Here is a 17788-nt window from a genome sequence, read left to right on the forward strand (position 1 = left end):
CTCCATTTAAATCTCCTCCTCAAAAGGAGATTTAATTCTGGATTTATGCTTTGTAAAAATCACTTATTGGGAGGACACTTTCTGAAAGATCTTTCAAAGGAATAAATTGAAATCTTGCTATTGCTTTTGAATTTGTTTTTTTAAGAGATTCTTTAAATAAATCTATTTCTTTTATTAATTCTTGAATTGAAGTATTTAATATATTAATATCTGTTTTATTCTGAATTCCAAGATAAATCGACTGATTTAATGTAATATTTTTAAAATAAGATAAATCTTTACTCCAATGAGAAAAATCTTCAATTTTTTCAAAATTTACTTTCTCTATTTCATTTTTAAAATCAGAATTAAATTCATTATTATAAAAATCAGAATAACAAATGGCTTCTGTACAAAGTTCTTCTTTTATTTCCTCCATTTTAGGATTTGCAACAACATTGATCGTGGAAGCATTTGGTACATTAACTTCACTAAATTGTTCTTTCTTATGAGAAACTTTTTTATAAAATGAATTTCGTAATTTTTTAAAATTATTTAAGCAAGTTTCTGACTTTTTAGTGCCTTTGGTTTTTTGGGGGGTCGTGGGAGCGGGCGTTCGGTTTGCCTCAATTTGTAACATTCTTAAAGACAGACTTTTTTTCGATGAAATAGAACCCAGGGAAGGACTCAAAGATAAGTTTGAAGAATTTAATAAGCTTCTTGAATCGTCTTGTATTGAAACGAGAGATTCGCTGCTTCCAAAAGGATTTGTACTTTTTTTTGCCGATTTTAATTGCAAAAGTGAGGTGGTATTTTGTCTCACAAGATTTTCATCTATAAAATCATTTTTAAGTTTCCCTTGAATTGCTTTATCAAATGCGTAATCACTTATATTCTTCAAATATTGTGCATGATTTAAAAACCACATTAAACTCTTAAAGTAATTCAATACTAATGAAGATATGTAATCAATATATTTATTCTGCTCTGCTAAAATAATTTGCAAGTTTTTTTCATTTTTAATAGGAATGAACTCAGTGTCAAATAAAATATTTTCTACAGTTTTATCATGATAATTTCTCAATTCAAGCCTAAAGAAAACTACTTTTTTATTTTTTTCTTCAACAACTCTTTTAAACAGTCTAATGATATTAAAATTTTTCCGATTACTTCTTAAATTTTCAATTTTTTCACATAATATTTTTCCTTTATTATTCCTTGGAAGAATTGAATTATTTAAAACGGATTTAAATGTACCAATCAAATGGACTAATTTTTCATTTAATTTTTCAAGATTTATAGATGACATTTGTGTTTTCAAATTAACAACTAAAGAAACAGTTGCCAAAGAAAGATCATCAGAAATTTTCTTTAATACATGATTGATCGAAGTCTGTCCCCAATCGTGACCGGTCCATATTCCATATGCCTGAATATCGTTTAAGGCTTTTACTAATTTAGAAAAAAGAATTACTTTTTGTTCTTCATCTTTGAATTCTGATAAAGTTTCAATAATCAAAAATAATTTATCTAAAAACAACAACCTATCTTTCGAAACTTTCAAATACCAATGATTTCTTTTATTTAAGTATTGCTCAATTTCACGTGCACAATCTTTAAAAATTGCATTAAAATCGCCTTTCGTGTTTTCAAGTTGGCATTTTTCTATTATATTTTGAATAAGAACATCTTTTTTTCTATTAAGTTGATCAATACCATCCATAATATTTCGTTTATATAAACAGAGTCCCCATAAGGGATAATTTAACTCTTCTGTTATTCCAAAAAAAGTAGCAAAATTTTCGTTGTTTATACTTTTAAGGTTACTTTTACTAATTAAACCTTCTTTATTTAATAATGAATATACCTTTTCTAATCGAATAAAACCTTCATTGCTAATATAACTTAAATTCGTCGACATAATAATTCCTTCATTACTCAAATCATCTATTATATTTTGAAGTTATTACTTTATTTAAAATAATTTATTTAAATAATATATTTCAATACCCTTTCAGAAAAAAATAAAGCAATTAACATGCCAAATTTTTATTTTGTAACAAAATATAAAATATAATTTTTTTTATTTTAGCTTTAAATTTAATTTTAATTTATACTTTTTAAAGAAGAGTGTTTCTTTATTTAAATAATTTTTTTTAATATAACGTAACTTATACAAAGTTTAATGAATACTTATTAAAAATTTAAAATGAATCTATTTTTTGAATAAATCATTTTTTGAATTCTTAAAATAAAAAAAGCCACTCAAACTATAAAATAATTTGAGTGGCTTTTTAGAAAGCAATATGAATTATTTGCTTTCTCTGTGAAGAGTGTGCTTACGGCAGTACTTGCAGTACTTTTTGAGTTCAAGCTTTTTTGTGGAAGCTTTTTTATTTTTTGTAGTTGAGTAAAGATTGTTCCCAGAACAAGAGATCTTTCCATCACCACTACAGATAAGTTTAATAATATCGCGCATTTAGTTAACTCCTAGATTCTTTTTGCTTACACGCGCTAAAAAAACGCAGTGGCGCAGAACGTACAAACAAATTCATTTTTTTGCAAGCAGTTTCTGTAACTATATGTTAAACGAAATTGCTTTTGAAAGATTTCTATCTTTATTTAACGAAAAAGGCGACAATATGTCTGAACAGCATAAAAATATTCCATTTTTTTTACAAATGATAAATTCAGATATTGAATCTTGTTTGATTAATATAGTAGCAAAAAATCAGGATATATCTTATTTTACTGAAATATCAAATGCTTACAAACACCCCTTAAACGCGGGTGGAAAAAGGGTGCGCCCTCTACTTACATTAATTTGCGCAGGAGCTTTTAGTGGCGAAGCAGGCATTGAGACGGCAAGAAATTCTGCTTTAGCCGTTGAAAAAATTCATACTTATTCGCTTGTTCATGATGATTTGCCATGCATGGATAACGATGATTTAAGACGGGGATTGCCTACGACCCATAAAATTTATGGCGAGGCGAAGGGGCTATTAATTGGAGATGCTCTTTTGACAGAATCCTTTAAAATAATAGCTCAAACAAAACTTAATAGACCGAAATATCTTTCTTTTTTGATAAATGAATTAAGCGAAGGCTCGGGAGTTCGAGGTATGATTTTAGGCCAATGGCTTGATATCTCTTTTACAAACTCCAATGAGGTTACCTGGGGACAAATGGAAATTGTTCATAGAAACAAAACGGGCAAACTGCTTGGCACAGCCCTCTCTTTAGGATTTCTTTGTGGGGCCGATCATTTTAAAAATGAAATTCCGGAAAGTAAATTATTTGAATTGAATAATGTCATAAAAGAAGCGGGTGAATTGATTGGCCTCTCTTTTCAAATTATAGACGACATTCTTGATGCCACAAAATCAAGCGAACAATTAGGAAAAACTTCGGGCAAGGATGAAGCTCAAAATAAGTTTACAGCGGTTAAATTACTTGGATTTGAAAAAGCGGAAAAACTTGCTGCAAGCTATACAGACAAAGCAAAATTATTATTGCAATCCTTATTTGAAAATACTCATATTATTAATAATAATATAAATTCTATCTATTATCAAAAAATGCTATTATCACAAATAGAACTTTTATTAGATAGATCAAAATAAGTTAAAGTTCCAATAGAGAATGCAATAAATTCATCCCATCTTTTTAAAATAAAGAATATTATTATATTATATATATTTTTTCCTTTCGTAAATTATGATTTTTTTATAAAATAATTTAATTAGGATTGATTATGCAAAAATATTTTAAATATTTTCCCATTTTATTTTGCACTATTTTTATTACTTCATGTATGACTCCACAAAATGAAGTGATGGAAGATAAAAATCAAGCAGAAAACAAAGCAGTTATCGAAATTCAAAAAAATGAGACCGTTAGTAAGATAGATTATTTAGAAACTAAGGATAAAAACCATGAAATAAGAATTACCGAACTTGAAGGACAAGTAAAAAAATTAAATTTTTTAGTGAATGATTTAAGTCAAGATAATATTGTTTCTAAAAAAATAATTTCATTATTAAGAAATGATGTAAATAGTTTAAATGAACAATTATCAACAAATAAAAAAGAAATTGATATTTTAAAACGTGGTTTAAGATCCGGTATTTTTGAAGATCAAGCATCATTAGAAAAACAACCTCCTAGTTCTTTAGGAGTTTCTATGTTACCTGATATGACAGAAAGCAGAGATATATACACAGAAAAAAAAGATTCTTCATTAATTCCTTTAGAAAGCGCAATGATGAATTCAAATGAGCCAATAGGTCCGGCTCAATTAATTGCGGATGCAGAAATTAAATTAAGACAAGCCCATTATGGAGAAGCGATCATTTCATTAAATAATGTAAAAAAGAATTATCCTAATTATGATGATAAAGGAAAATCATTGTTACTTTCTAGTGAAGCATGGCTTCGTTTAGGAGAATATAATAATGTATTTAATGAACTAAGAACATTTTATATTAAGTTCCCAAATACTCCTGATCTAGCACATGCTAAACTCTTAGAAGCAGAAACCTACGAAAAATTAAACAGCAAATCGAAGGCCGCTCAAATATATCAAGAAGTAATTACGCTTTCGCCACAAAGCACAGATGCTCAAAATGCTAGGGATGGTATGTTAAGAATGCGTGATTCAAAATGAGTTATGGATTTCTCTTCATGACAATATCATTAAGCATGAATTAAATTGACATAAATCACCAAACGATTCTCGAAATATTTGTAATTATATGATTTTTATAAAATTAAATGATTTCATTCTGATAAATTATAAAAAGAAATGATTTTTATGTTGCAGTTAACCATAAGGCATGCTATCTATCCCGTTAGGAAACCTAATGGGGTAACCCAAAAATGATGTCGTTCGGGTATTATTTTTGTCCTTCCTTAAAAAAAATATCCTTTCCTTTTGAACTCTTGCCTTTAGCATTATCCTTTCTATAATTTCCTATCACATTCCCTCCTCAGAGGGACGACCAAGCCGCCGAGCACCGAACAGAGCGGCGGCTAGATTTTTATTTAGCTTCCCAATCGAATTACGAAGGCCTAGGCACTCCTGTTTTATCAAAAATATCTTCTTTAGCGAACTTTCTTAACTTAACAAGATTTGTATCAATTTTCTCAATATTTCTATTAATTTTAGAAACCATATCCTGAAAATTTTCGTGATCAAAGGAAGGATCCATATAACGCTTTCCTTGAGTATCTTCATTTAATTCCTCAAGAAATCCTTTAGCAACAAAAAGCGCATTATTAACATCATGAATTAACTCACGTAAATGCAAGCTAACCATGTTTACAATCGCCTCTGGATTTTGTTCATTAGACAATTTTCAGCCCTCCAATGAAACAATAAATCTACTTTAAATATATTATTTGTTATTTTAGTTTAGATTAGTTTTTGTTACTTTGAAATAAAGGTCTCAATCGCCCGAGTCACAAGCCTGACGCATTTTCCCGTTGCGCCGCCGCCCTCTGCCCATAAGCCATTTGGCTTATCGCACCACATATATGTATCAATATGATTCCATTGAGGAACTGTAACAAATTTTTGAAGAAATAAAGCTGCAGTAATGGAGCCCGCAAAACCAGAAGAGCCACTATTCACAAAATCAGAAACATTGGAATCAAGATAAGCATCATAATCACTAGGCAAAGGTACTTGCCATACCCAATCTCCACTCTCAATGCCTGAATTGTAAAGTAACTGACTTGTTAATTTATTATTTCCAAAAAGAGAGTCAACCATAGTCCCTAAACCCACCCTTGCCGCACCCGTAAGAGTCGCTAGATCAATAAGCCAGTCAGGAGACTCCTCACAAGCCAAAGAAATCGCGTCTGCTAGTACAAGTCTTCCCTCGGCATCTGTGTTATCAATTTCAATTTGGAGGCCGTTTTTTGCCTTAAAAACATCTCCTGGACGCATTGCATTTCCAGAAATCATATTTTCTGCCAAAGGTAACCAACAGGTAAGCCTCATGGGCAAGTTGAGACGAGCACAAGCAAAAAAAATGCCTAAAGCAGAAGCAGAACCGCCCATATCTTTTTTCATAATACGCATTCCCGAAGAGGGTTTGATATCATACCCTCCTGTGTCAAACGTAATCCCTTTTCCAACTAAAGAAACGTGCGGTGTTTTTGATAAATTTTTTGTCGTAGTATAGGTTAATTTAATTAGCCTTGGTTTTATTTCACTTCCCTGCCCAACAGCGCATATAAGTCCACAATTTTCTTTTTTTAATTTTTCATAATCATATATTTCAATTTGAATATGATTTGGTGAAGAAGATTTTTCACACTCATTTCGAACAATCGTTCTTAAAAATAATTCATAAGATTCTGGATTAAGAATATTTGGTGGCATATTTATAAAGCTACGAGTATAACACATAGAATCACTTATTGCGTTTGCTTTATTCACTACTTCTTTATTCATAAAAGAATTTTCAAATATAATATTAAATTGTTTATATTTATTGGAATTTTTAAAAACCTTATTTGATATCGATTTTTGAAGAATTCCCAATATAAATTCATATTTTTCAAACTCAATAAATGATTTTAGATCTTCAGAAAAAGAAATATAAAACTGTTTTAGTGAATCAAATTTGTTACCTTGCTGTAATAAAGAAATCGAAAGTAATGCTCCCATATGACTTATTATATGAGGTTTTCCTGGCAATTCAAAAGAAAGTTTTTTAGGTTCATCTTTTGGAATAATATAAAAAAAAGATTTTCCATCTTGATTTAAAGGATATAAATTTTTAGGTTTTAACGTTCCAGAAAAAGTGGTGGGAAATTGAAATTGTTCTGAATGAGTAGAATAATAATACTCACTAATAAGCTGAATGGAAACTCCGTCTGGTTGTTCCTTACCCTTACTGAACTCTTCATTAGATTGAACTAGGATTGAAAAGTGAGGAGCAAGAAACCAGTCGGAGAAAAAATTCATTTTAAAGATCCACCTTGTGAGCTTAGAATTGTACGCCTTAGAACCACACTGGAGCCCCCTTTTCCTTTTTTAGCCAATTGCGAATATCTTTGTTTAGCCGCTTTTCGAGCTGCTAAAAATTGGGCGTAAAAATTGCTTGAAGCAAAACGAAACGAAGGGGAACTGTAATGGTCAATTACTTTACATAGATCACGAGACCCTGTTTCATCAATAGCCCGGAGCATTCCATTTACGCCATGATTATAAGCAGTTAATGTTAAAGGCCAATTTTGAACTTTATCAAAGTCGCTTTTCAAAATTTTCATTGCCGCTGTCGTTGCAATTTTAGGATCCGTTCTTTTTGAAACCGCAGCATGACCTTCTACAATCCGCATAGTTCCTGGCATGATTTGCCATAATCCCATAGCCCCCACCTTTGAACCAGCCTTAGAGTTATAACTGCTTTCTACATGTGGTAAATAGGCAAGATCAATAGGAAGACCACTTTTTTTAACAATTGGAAAAACAGAAGGAAGGTAGTTAATACTTCTTTGAACTCCTGCTTCAAACTGAGATTTTAAACCCGTTTGAATTCTCATATTTGACTTTGCTTCATTTAAATTATTTAAAGTTAGGCCACTCTCTTTAAATAAAGCGGCAACTCTTTTTTCTTCTTTTGTCCAGTTTTTACGGGGAGTTTTTAATTTTGCAGCTAAATTATCTATGATGTTAATATATTTTTTTCGCTCATTATCAATATAGCGCGACCTTTGTGCCTTATTTGTAGGAAGAGACAAAGTGCTATAAATTCTAGATAAGTCATTTTTATCATGTAAATAGGCTTCATTTACATCTATTTCCGTATAAACGCGCGCCCAAAAAGCAACATTGTCTTCAATACAAGGCAACATAGGAAAAGGATCTTTAGAATTTGAAGTGCTTGTAGAACGAACAAGTTGAACATTGTCTCTATTTTCTTCTTCTTGAGCAACCGTATCCTCTCTCATTTTACGAGATTTTGTGTTGTTTTTTTTGGTATTTGCCTCAAGGGCAATTTCTTTTTTCTTTTGAGATATGGCTTTAGGCGCAGGTGGGACTTCAAGCCCTCCATCATCCGCTAGTACAATTTCTTCTTTAGGGAGAGATTTCTCAACCTGATCAGACTTAGAAGCTTTTTGCTTTTTTTTGCTAATGTCTGCTTCTTTAGCTGAGGTTCCTTTGGAAAAAGAGGAATCAGCTTGCTGGTTTACTATTGGATTATAATATAGAACCGAATCTTTACCTTTATTTTGTGGTAGATCCACTTTTAAATCTAAAGAATAGGATTTAGAAATCAAAGAAGCTTGTGACATCAATAAAACTAACGTGATTAAGGAATTGCGTGTTAATTGCAGATTTTTAAGAAACATATTAAATCCTCTGGCTGAAAGCGGTCTTACTGCGCTTCAAGCTTAGAACAACAGTATGAAAGGCAACTACATGTCTCGCATATCTAGACGGATTTTTCCAGTTCTTTTTGTAATGTTACTCATTTTTGTTTTAGAGTTAACGTTACAAAAAGCTAAGGTACCAGAATATATTATCCCTTTACCTTCTAAAGTGACAGATGTGTTTTTAACAGACTGGGTAATTATTTTTCAAAACACCCTTGTAACTGTTTCAGAATGGCTATTAGGAGTTTTTCTTGCAATTGTATTAGGTCTTTTTTTAGGTTTTTTATCTTTTAAATCTGAAAAAATACATTCTATTTTATCACCACTTCTCATTGTTTCCCAAAGTATACCTTACCTTGTTTTTACGCCACTTCTTATGATTTGGTTAGGATTAGGAATGGCACCAAAAGTTGCTTTGGTTGTACTTACATGTTCCTTTCCTATTTCATTGGTCATGCAAAATGATCTTATTGAAGCAAAAAAAGAATACCATTTAATCGTTGAAATGTTACAAATAAACTCAATGAAAGCTTTTTTTCATATTTATTTTCCTTATTCCCTTCCTGGATTTTTTAATGCGCTCAAAATAAGCATTAGTTACTCTTTTGGTTCTGCAGTTTTAGCAGAATTAATGGGAAGTGAATCTGGGCTTGGTATTTATTTATTACGGGCTCAAGCAACCTTTAGAACAGATAAAGTTATTGCTGCTGTTATCGTAATTATTTTTATAAGTTTAATTAGTACATTTTTTGTTTCTTTTCTTAGAAAAAAAATTATTTTTTGGAAAACAGCGAAACACTAAACTTTAGGAATTCATAAAATAATGATCAAAATATCCGTTGAAAATTATTCTTACCAAAATAAAGAACCCGTTATTAAAAACATTAATATTACTTTAAAAGAAGGTAAAATAACCTCCTTAATTGGCGCTTCAGGATGTGGAAAATCTACTTTTTTAAGAGTTTTAATGGGTATGGAAACGGGTGCTACAGGTCAAATTGAATTTAAAAATCAAGATTTTTCTTTTCAAAAATGGAATATAAAACAAAAATTATTTTCAATGATTCCTCAAGTACCCCATTTATTACCCTGGAAAAACATTTTAAATAATATTATAATTGCGATTAGTAATGAAAAAGTAAATAAAGAACAAAAATCAAAAGAAGAAATCGCTCTGAATGCTTTAAAGGTTGTACAATTAGAAAACCATAGAAATAAGTTTCCAGATGAAATTTCGCTCGGTATGGCTCAAAGAGTTTCTTTTGCAAGAGCTTTAGTATTAGATACACAAGCCGTTTTATTAGATGAACCTTTTGCATCTTTAGACGCTCATACAAGATATATTTTACAAGAATGGCTTGCAAATAAAATTTTAGAAACAAACAAATATGCTATTTTAGTTACTCATGATGTAAGAGAGGCTTTATTTTTATCAGAAGAAATTCATGTTTTAAAAGGAATTCCATCCGAAATAAATAAAACTTTCTATAATGAAAACAAAAATAAAAAGAGTAACATTAAAACTGAAAAAGAAATTATTTCTTTAATTGGAATTAACTAAGGAGATTTATGATTAATATAAAAGAATTTTTCCAAAAAAATAATAATGAAACTTTTAAGAAATACATCATTATATTACTTATAATATATTTTTTGCATCACTTTTCATTGTGGGTTTTAACAATTCACAGCAAAGATTTAACTTACCAGAATGCCTTATCAAATTGGGATGCTGCTTGGTACAATTCCATTATTAATGACGGATACAATGAAAAATCTATTGCTTTTTATCCGTTATATCCATTTATTATAAAAGTTATTTCAATTTTATTACCATTCCAAATTCCAGCCCAATTCATAGGCACTGTATTTTCATCTATTTTATTTATTATTTTCAATATATTTATTTTGAAAGTAATTAACAATCGTGAAAACCATCCCAAATGGCTTATTCCACAAACAAAATATGGATATTTCTTCTTTTTATTTGCGCCATCTTCTTATATATTTCATTCTAGTCACACTGAGTCTTTGTATTTGCTTCTTTCTTTTCTTGCATTTTACTATACAAATAAAAACTGGATTTTAGCTTCAGCTTTGGCTGGACTTTGTGCCTTAACAAAAAATCAAGGAATCTTTCTAAGTATTGCAATCGCTTGGATGATTATAAATTCACAAGAAAAAATTTCAGATAAAATTAAAAAATTTATTTTATCTGGACTTATTTCTTTTTCTTTTTATTCTATATTTTTAATTTATCAATATATTTCTTTTTCAAACCCTTTTGCTTTTTTGGACGCTCAAAAACATTTCTCAAGCCTTACTCTTTCATTTTCAGGTTATTTTAAATCATTTTTTGAAATAATAAAATTTAAGGAATTGAGCAGATTTAGTATTTATGAATCTATTTATTTTCATATTTTGTTCATTTTAAATTTCTTATTATTTAAAAAATCTAAACCAGTTTTTTTCTATTCTTTATTTTGCATATTAATTACTCCGTCAGTTTTCTCTTTAATGAATGCATTTCGTTATACTATTTTTATTTTTCCATTATTATTTACAGTCGGAGATTTTTTATCTAAAAGAAACATTATATTTTTAATTCTTCTCACCATTTTTTTAATATATTTAAATCATCAAATGACACGAAATTATGTTTTAAGTCGATGGAGTTATTAATAGGTTTAAAAAAATTCTTTATTTAATGTGAGACTTTTTTAATAAACTGACTTCCGACACTTTTCATATTAGACTCATCAAAAACATCGCAAGCTAATTGAAAATCATCGATATCTAAATATCCTTTTTCATTTAAAACATCTTTCAATCTATGAAAAGAGTCTACAAGCATCCCATTTTGATCCAATAGACCATCCATTTCCGCACGTAATTTACAAACCTCACCGCCTACCCTTGTGATGCTATCTAATATTTGCTCTATTTGCTTTGTAAGATTGACATTTAAATTACTATCATCAGCCAAACTCCCATTTGGCTCTAAATCAAGAGCGTAGTTTTCAAGACTGTCTTCATTGAATTCATCAAATATGTCTTGGGTTGTATTAGACATTTTCATTCCTTCCACTATGCTTCATTCACTCTTTTAATACTTTGCTCTTGTCGGAAGGTTATAAATTGAAATAAGAGGAAAGAATTGGCAGCCTGTCACCAAAATTGGCACACTAGAAAAATGTGTGTTAAAAGGCTGGTGGTTTTAAGCTTTTTTATTTGTTTGAAAGGATAAATTCTGAATCATGTTAAATATTCTCAAGTCTCTCTTTGGAACTAAAAACGATCGAGAATTGCGTAAAATTGCACCTATTCTTACAAAAATAAACACTCTCGAATCAAAGATGCAATCATTGACTGATAGTGAACTTAAAGCAAAAACCTCTGAATTTAAAACCCGGCACCAAAAAGGGGAAAGTATTGACTCTCTTCTCGCTGAAGCTTTTGCTGTTGTTCGTGAAGCTGGTAAACGCTGCTTAGGAAAAAGACATTTTGATGTACAGCTTATTGGTGGATATGTATTACACCAAGGCAAAATTGCAGAAATGCGGACAGGGGAAGGTAAAACTTTAACCGCAACAGCTCCTGTTTACTTAAATGCATTAACTGGAAAAGGTGTTCATGTTGTTACGGTAAACGAATATCTTGCATCGACACAGTCCGAAGAAATGGGCAAACTTTATAGTTTTTTAGGTCTTACAACAGGTTGTATTTTATCAGGAATGAGTGACCAAGAACGTCAAGAAGCCTATGCTTGTGATGTTACTTACGCTACAAATAATGAATTAGGTTTTGATTATTTGCGCGATAATATGAAAGTTCGCCTTGAAGACTTTGTTCAAAGAGGTCATCACTATTCTATTGTTGACGAAGTGGACTCAATCTTAATAGATGAAGCAAGAACACCACTAATCATTAGTGGTCCTTCCGATACCACATCTGATAAATATCTTGTTTCTAATAATGCGATTCGTGGCTTGAGAAAAGAAATTGACTACACGGTAGATGAGAAATCAAGAGCTTGTGCCTTATCTGAAGCTGGTATTTCTAAAGTCGAAAAACGCCTCAATATTGAAAATCTTTTTGACCCTGAAAACAATGAACTTGTTCATGCTTGTAATAATGCATTAAGAGCTCATGTCTTATTTAGAAAAGATGATCATTATATTGTTCAAAATGGACAAATTATTATTGTTGATGAGTTTACGGGACGCCTTATGCATGGCCGTAGATTTTCGGATGGACTTCACCAGGCTTTAGAAGCAAAAGAAAATGTTCAAATTCAACCAGAAAACCAAACTTTAGCCCAAGTAACTCTGCAAAACTATTTCCGTATGTATGATAAGTTATCTGGTATGACAGGTACGGCTGATACGGAAGCGGTTGAATTTCACAATATTTATAAATTAAATGTTGTTGTTATCCCTACAAATCGTCAAATGGTTCGTAAAGATCACGATGATGTTTTATTCTTAAAACAAGCCACAAAATTTAATGCTGTGGCAGAAGAAATTGATAAAATTCATAAAACAGGACAACCTATTCTTGTTGGTACGGTCAGCATTGAAAAAAGCGAATTGCTTTCCGAACTGCTTAAAAAGAAAAATATTCCCCATCAAGTACTAAACGCGAAACATCATGAACAAGAAGCAAGAATTATTGCAGAAGCTGGCCAAAAAGGTCGTGTTACTTTATCAACCAACATGGCAGGTCGTGGAACAGATATCATTCTTGGTCAGCAAGTAGCCGATCTTGGCGGACTTTATGTAATTGGTACAGAACGCCACGAAAGTCGACGGATTGACAATCAGCTTCGAGGTCGTTCCGGCCGCCAAGGTGACCCTGGAGCGAGTAAATTCTTTTTATCTTGGGAAGACGAACTTATGAAACGCTTTAACAATAAAGCGAATCAATTTATTATGGAAAAGTTTGTTGGTGATGAAGCAATTCATGATCCAAGATTAACAAATGTAATTGGTAAAGTACAAAAACGAGTAGAAGGCTTCAATTATGATATTCGTAAACAACTTCTTCAATATGATGATGTATTAAATCAACAAAGAAAAGCAATTTATGCAGCTCGTATGAGAATATTGCGTAAAGAAAATGTAAAAGAAATTTTAGTTGGTGAGCCTATTCAAAAATTTGCCCGTACTATTTGTGATGACTTTATTCCGCCATCTGGACTCCCAGGTGAACTTGTTCAAATTGATTATAAAGAGCTTGAAAGAGTTTTATTCCGCAATTTTAACAAAGCAATTCCTTTTTCTATTGAGGAAAGAAATAAAGCGGAAATGGGCAGAGATGAGTTTTATGATCTCATTACAAAAAAACTTATTAACGAATACGAAGAAAAAGAAAACTTATTTGGCTCCGAACAAATGAGAGATATAGAGCGTTGGGTTATGCTCCAAACGATTGACTCTTGGTGGAAAGATCACCTCCTTAATATTGACCATTTAAAAGATGGTATTGGTTTAAGGGGATATGCTCAAAAAGATCCCTTGCAAGAGTATAAAAACGAAGCTTTTGAATTATTTATCCGTTTAATCGTTTCTATCAAACAAGACTCATTACAAATGATATACAAAGTACAGCCTAATTTAGCTGAAAAGTTTATTGCGGAAGCCAAAGCAGAGGTAGAACGTAAGGCAAAACTTGAACTCAAAAATGCAACAGCAGAACATGAAGATCCCGAAATTACATTTGGAAATAAATTAGAAGAGCAAGAAGAGTTAGAAAGAAAACGAGCAATGTATTCGGACAGATAATTTTATAATGAAATTTTTTTAAAGCCACCTTAAGGTGGCTTTTTTATTTTCATCATTTTTTTAATTTTTAAATGTTTATTTCATAATTAAATATTCAAAAGAAAAAATGAAGATCAATTATCATATTGATAATTTCTTTTAGGAAGATAAAAAACGACTTTTGAATTTTCACAGCTCTTATCTAACAAAACTTGTGCACCAATTGCATTTGTAATTTTATTTAAATAATTTTTTCCTTCAAAATTTATATTATTTAAATCACTTATATTCTCATTTGTCATTTCATAATTTTGGAAATCAGGATTGCTCATATTAAATTTATTGAAAGCAGCTTGGCTATTATCCGAAATAGAAATTTCAAAATCATAACTAGACTCTTTTAAATCCAAATAAATCCACTTAAATTTTTTAAATTTTATAGATTCAATTGAATTATGAATGATACATGAAATAATTTGAATAGTTAAAGAAGGCTTGCATTCTATTTTATAATTTGGAGGAATATTTGAAGTAATGTCTAACTGAATCTCATATATACTCATTTTATCTTTGTATAAATTTAGCACAGCAGATATGAGCTCGTTTACAGCAATGAATTGAGCCTTTTCAACTTTATAATCGGTATGAAAATATTTAGAAAAATTTATTTTTTTTGTTATTGAAAATTCTTTTTCTATTGTCGAACAAAAACTATTTATTTTTTTTGTATTTTCAACAATTTGAATATCCGAAGAGATGTCATTTGAGGTTACAAAATTGAACGCCATTTGTTTATTCGTTTCATGATTTGCTGTTTTATCTAAAGTTTTTTTTCCAAAATGGCTTATTTTATTTTGATAAGAATATTTCTTATCATTTTTTAAATAATTTTTAGAAAATGATCTTGAATCTTCATTCCCTTTTGTAAGAAGTATTTTTTTTCTACGCAGTTCTAAAAGTTTGTATATTTTATTAGCTAAAAATTTAAGATACATGAGTTGACTATCTGAAAATTGATTCTCTTTTCTATCTAAAATACATAAAGCACCAATATTAAAGCCTGTAGCAGAAACAATAGGAACAGCAGCATAAAAAAGAATTTTAGGATTCCCTATAACGTAAGGATTATCATGAAAACGTTCATCTTTTAAAGTATTATTTACGATAAAAATATCATCACTATTTAAAGTATATTGACAAAAAGAAAAATCTTTTTCAAATGATAATTTAGGAATTCCATGACTTGACTTAATCCATAATCTTTCTTCATCTAAAAAACTGATATATGAAATAGGACACTTAAATGCTTTAGCAGCTAGTGAAGTTATTTCATCATAATCTTTTTCAGGTAAGGTATCTAAAATATAGTAACTTTTTAAGGATTCAATTCGTTCTTTTTCAATTATCATCCTGATATCCTAAAAATAAGCTTCATTATTAAAACAAATCTATATGTTTATTTAAGCATATAGTGGTAACATTTATTAAATTTTTTATTTCAAATTAAAAGAAAATAATTAAAACTTAAAAATGCCGTCTATTAAAGCAGACATTGTTAATTTTACATTATCAACATTAATTAAAAGTTGCAAGAAAGTATTTAAATTTTTGTTAATAATTAATTACAAAAAATCACTAATCACTAAGGTATAAAAGACAAAAATACTTATATATTTCACGTTTTTTTTAAATTTTCTATTTTTTAAAATTATTCACAAATTAAAGTTATAAATTTTTATCAAATTTTATATTAAATAAACAAAATTATATAATATTTAATTACAAAAATTCATTATTAATATTAATTTTTTTTCATTACAATTATTCATAAGCAATTGCAAGAAAAAATGAGATTATAAATTATAACATTTTAAAATCTATAAATTTAATTTTATTATAAATTCAGTATAGAATTATAATTTTATATTACATAAAATATATTTGAATTTTTGGTATTCTTTTTAATATCATGTTTAATAAAATTAAATTTGGAATAGGAATTATCTAAAAAATATGTCAAAAAATATTTCTTTGCAAGAACATTTTATCCAACTCTCTAAAACTCATAACAGATTCAACAAATAGTTTGTTAATTTCAATTTCATTAAATAAACAATAAAATGAAAAAGCTATATTATATATCTTTTTTTGACCTCTTAGAGATAAAGAACAATATCTTTCATTCATCATAAGGTATTTTTCAATTTCCGAAAGTTTTTTATTTTGTTTTTTTAAGTCGTTATATTTTTTCTTAATATCAAGAAAATTTTCAGAAAAAAATTTAATCTTCTTTTGAGAATTCAACTCGATCAAATAAGCTGAAAAAATATCTATCTCATTTGATTCAATGGGAGAATCAATCCAAACCTGAAGGCAAAATCGATCTAAAAGAGGACCGCTTAACTTTTGTAAGTATTTTCTACTTTCTTTAGGATTACAGCGACAAGATTTTATTTTAGAAAATAAATAACCACATGAACATGGATTTGTTGTTGCACATAACAAAAACTGAGCAGGATATCGAATGTGACCACCTGATCTCGAAATAAAAACCTCACCAGAATCTAAAGGCTCTCTTAATGATTCTAAACTTGAGCTAGAAAACTCGGAAAGTTCATCTAAAAATAAAACACCTTTATGAGCTAGAGAAACTTCTCCAGGCTTTAAAGAACTCCCTCCTATTAGAGCAGCTGGGGTAGCTGAATGGTGTGGAGAACGAAACGGCCTAGCAACATGACTTGAAACAAAATGAATCAGTTTTACGTCTATCATTTCAATTTCATTTAAGGGATCAAGAAATTGGTAAATTTTTTGTAAACCAAAACTTTTTCCAACCCCAGGCTCACCTGCAATCAAAATATGATGATGACCTAAAGCTGCAATTAATAAAGAAACACATAGTTTTGGATTTTTCATTAAGATTGATATTGTATTTTCTATTTCTTTTAAGTTTAATGAACTATCTATTATTTTTGGTTCACAAAAAATATTTTCTTCTTTAGAAATAAATTGAATAGAATTTTTGTTATTTATTTTTTTCTTTTTTGATACCATTCCTCAATACTATCAAAAAATTCTGTTTTATTTTCCAAGAATATGGAATTATAACTTAAATTTTTTCTTAGCAGACATAGTTTAATATTATTATTATTTTGAATAATTGCAGATTGATATATAAGTGGATTTTGAATCTCTTTTGACTTTCCAGATAGAGAAAGCTCTCCTGCTAAAAATTCATTATTTGGTTTAAATAATTTATTTTGTTTTTCATTATCATCTATTAAAGCATAAATAATACATCCAGCAACAGCAAAATCCAACTGTGACAAGGGAATACGTGATATTTTTATAAACTCACTTGGAGTAATATTTACTACAATTCTCTTAGAAGGAATTGGAATTCCTATAGACTCTAATGCGGAACGTATTCGTTCTCTCATATCTCGAGTCGCTTCCGTATTTAAACCTAAAATATTTAATCCAGAAAAACCTGTTCCAATTACAGTTTCAATTTCTACAGTAATAACATCGACGTGTCCTACCAATAAGTGCATTTTACAAACAAAATGAATGCTAGTAAATTTTTTATAGAGAGTGGTTTTTGATTTTGTTGATGGTATCGAGATAATTCCAAGGCAACCAATCTTTTGGGTTTTGTT

Annotated in this window: 15 protein-coding genes; 6 read left to right on the plus strand and 9 right to left on the minus strand. The window is 29.6% G+C overall.

What is annotated here, in order from left to right:
- Positions 1–43: 43 nt before the first annotated feature.
- Together ACIQ56_RS05885 and rpmG are read right to left on the minus strand one after the other, a co-directional pair.
- The gene (locus ACIQ56_RS05885) at positions 44–1900 is read right to left on the minus strand and encodes a hypothetical protein (RefSeq protein ID WP_397600143.1); all 1857 of its coding nucleotides are present in this window, start codon (positions 1898–1900) and stop codon (positions 44–46) included.
- Between the two features lie 390 nt (positions 1901–2290).
- Positions 2291–2458 (minus strand): 50S ribosomal protein L33, encoded by a 168-nt coding sequence (rpmG, locus tag ACIQ56_RS05890; protein ID WP_153421154.1) that lies wholly within the window; start codon positions 2456–2458, stop codon positions 2291–2293.
- Positions 2459–2621: 163 nt separating this feature from the next.
- Between rpmG and ACIQ56_RS05895 the strand changes: the two genes are divergently transcribed.
- Positions 2622–3602, plus strand: a complete 981-nt coding sequence (locus tag ACIQ56_RS05895) for a polyprenyl synthetase family protein (protein WP_397600144.1) — start codon at positions 2622–2624, stop codon at positions 3600–3602.
- 131 nt (positions 3603–3733) lie between these two features.
- The gene (locus ACIQ56_RS05900; protein WP_397600145.1) at positions 3734–4645 is read left to right on the plus strand and encodes a tol-pal system YbgF family protein; all 912 of its coding nucleotides are present in this window, start codon (positions 3734–3736) and stop codon (positions 4643–4645) included.
- Positions 4646–5039: 394 nt separating this feature from the next.
- Here ACIQ56_RS05900 and ACIQ56_RS05905 read toward each other — a convergent pair whose 3' ends face one another.
- The 3 genes from ACIQ56_RS05905 to ACIQ56_RS05915 form a co-directional block, all read right to left on the minus strand.
- Positions 5040–5333, minus strand: a complete 294-nt coding sequence (locus tag ACIQ56_RS05905) for a hypothetical protein (RefSeq protein ID WP_397600146.1) — start codon at positions 5331–5333, stop codon at positions 5040–5042.
- A 74-nt stretch (positions 5334–5407) separates the two neighbouring features.
- Positions 5408–6955 (minus strand): M17 family metallopeptidase, encoded by a 1548-nt coding sequence (locus tag ACIQ56_RS05910; RefSeq protein ID WP_397600147.1) that lies wholly within the window; start codon positions 6953–6955, stop codon positions 5408–5410.
- Positions 6952–8343, minus strand: a complete 1392-nt coding sequence (locus tag ACIQ56_RS05915; protein WP_397600148.1) for a lytic transglycosylase domain-containing protein — start codon at positions 8341–8343, stop codon at positions 6952–6954. Before ACIQ56_RS05915 ends, ACIQ56_RS05910 begins: the two co-directional genes overlap by 4 nt.
- 70 nt (positions 8344–8413) lie before the next feature.
- Here ACIQ56_RS05915 and ACIQ56_RS05920 point away from each other — a divergent pair, with 70 nt between their 5' ends.
- Genes ACIQ56_RS05920 through ACIQ56_RS05930 form a run of 3 tightly spaced genes read left to right on the plus strand, consistent with a single transcriptional unit; the run spans position 8414 to position 11049 of the window.
- Entirely contained in the window at positions 8414–9169 is a 756-nt protein-coding gene (locus ACIQ56_RS05920; protein ID WP_397600149.1) for an ABC transporter permease, read from the plus strand.
- Positions 9170–9190: 21 nt separating this feature from the next.
- Positions 9191–9928: an ABC transporter ATP-binding protein gene (locus ACIQ56_RS05925; protein ID WP_397600150.1), complete on the plus strand. Its 738-nt coding sequence runs from the start codon at positions 9191–9193 to the stop codon at positions 9926–9928.
- Positions 9929–9936: 8 nt separating this feature from the next.
- Positions 9937–11049, plus strand: coding sequence for a hypothetical protein (locus ACIQ56_RS05930; RefSeq protein WP_397600151.1), 1113 nt, complete (start codon positions 9937–9939; stop codon positions 11047–11049).
- Positions 11050–11071: 22 nt separating this feature from the next.
- On the opposite strand, the gene ACIQ56_RS05935 is transcribed toward ACIQ56_RS05930, so the two are convergent.
- Complete coding sequence (locus ACIQ56_RS05935) at positions 11072–11440, minus strand: hypothetical protein (protein ID WP_397600152.1); 369 nt, start codon at positions 11438–11440, stop codon at positions 11072–11074.
- A 184-nt stretch (positions 11441–11624) separates the two neighbouring features.
- On the opposite strand from ACIQ56_RS05935, the gene secA reads away from it, so the two are divergent.
- Positions 11625–14150 (plus strand): preprotein translocase subunit SecA, encoded by a 2526-nt coding sequence (gene secA, locus ACIQ56_RS05940; protein WP_397600153.1) that lies wholly within the window; start codon positions 11625–11627, stop codon positions 14148–14150.
- A gap of 113 nt (positions 14151–14263) precedes the next feature.
- Here secA and ACIQ56_RS05945 read toward each other — a convergent pair whose 3' ends face one another.
- From ACIQ56_RS05945 to ACIQ56_RS05955, 3 genes are all read right to left on the minus strand, one after another.
- Positions 14264–15538: a GAF domain-containing protein gene (locus ACIQ56_RS05945; RefSeq protein WP_397600154.1), complete on the minus strand. Its 1275-nt coding sequence runs from the start codon at positions 15536–15538 to the stop codon at positions 14264–14266.
- 607 nt (positions 15539–16145) lie between these two features.
- On the minus strand, positions 16146–17183 hold the full coding sequence (locus ACIQ56_RS05950; RefSeq protein WP_397600155.1) for an ATP-binding protein: 1038 nt from the start codon (positions 17181–17183) through the stop codon (positions 16146–16148).
- On the minus strand, positions 17159–17788 hold a 630-nt coding region (locus ACIQ56_RS05955; RefSeq protein WP_397600156.1), incomplete at its 5' end, for a magnesium chelatase domain-containing protein. The genes ACIQ56_RS05955 and ACIQ56_RS05950, both read right to left, overlap by 25 nt.

The organism is Silvanigrella sp. (assembly GCF_044369315.1).
GTDB lineage: Bacteria > Bdellovibrionota_B > Oligoflexia > Silvanigrellales > Silvanigrellaceae > Silvanigrella.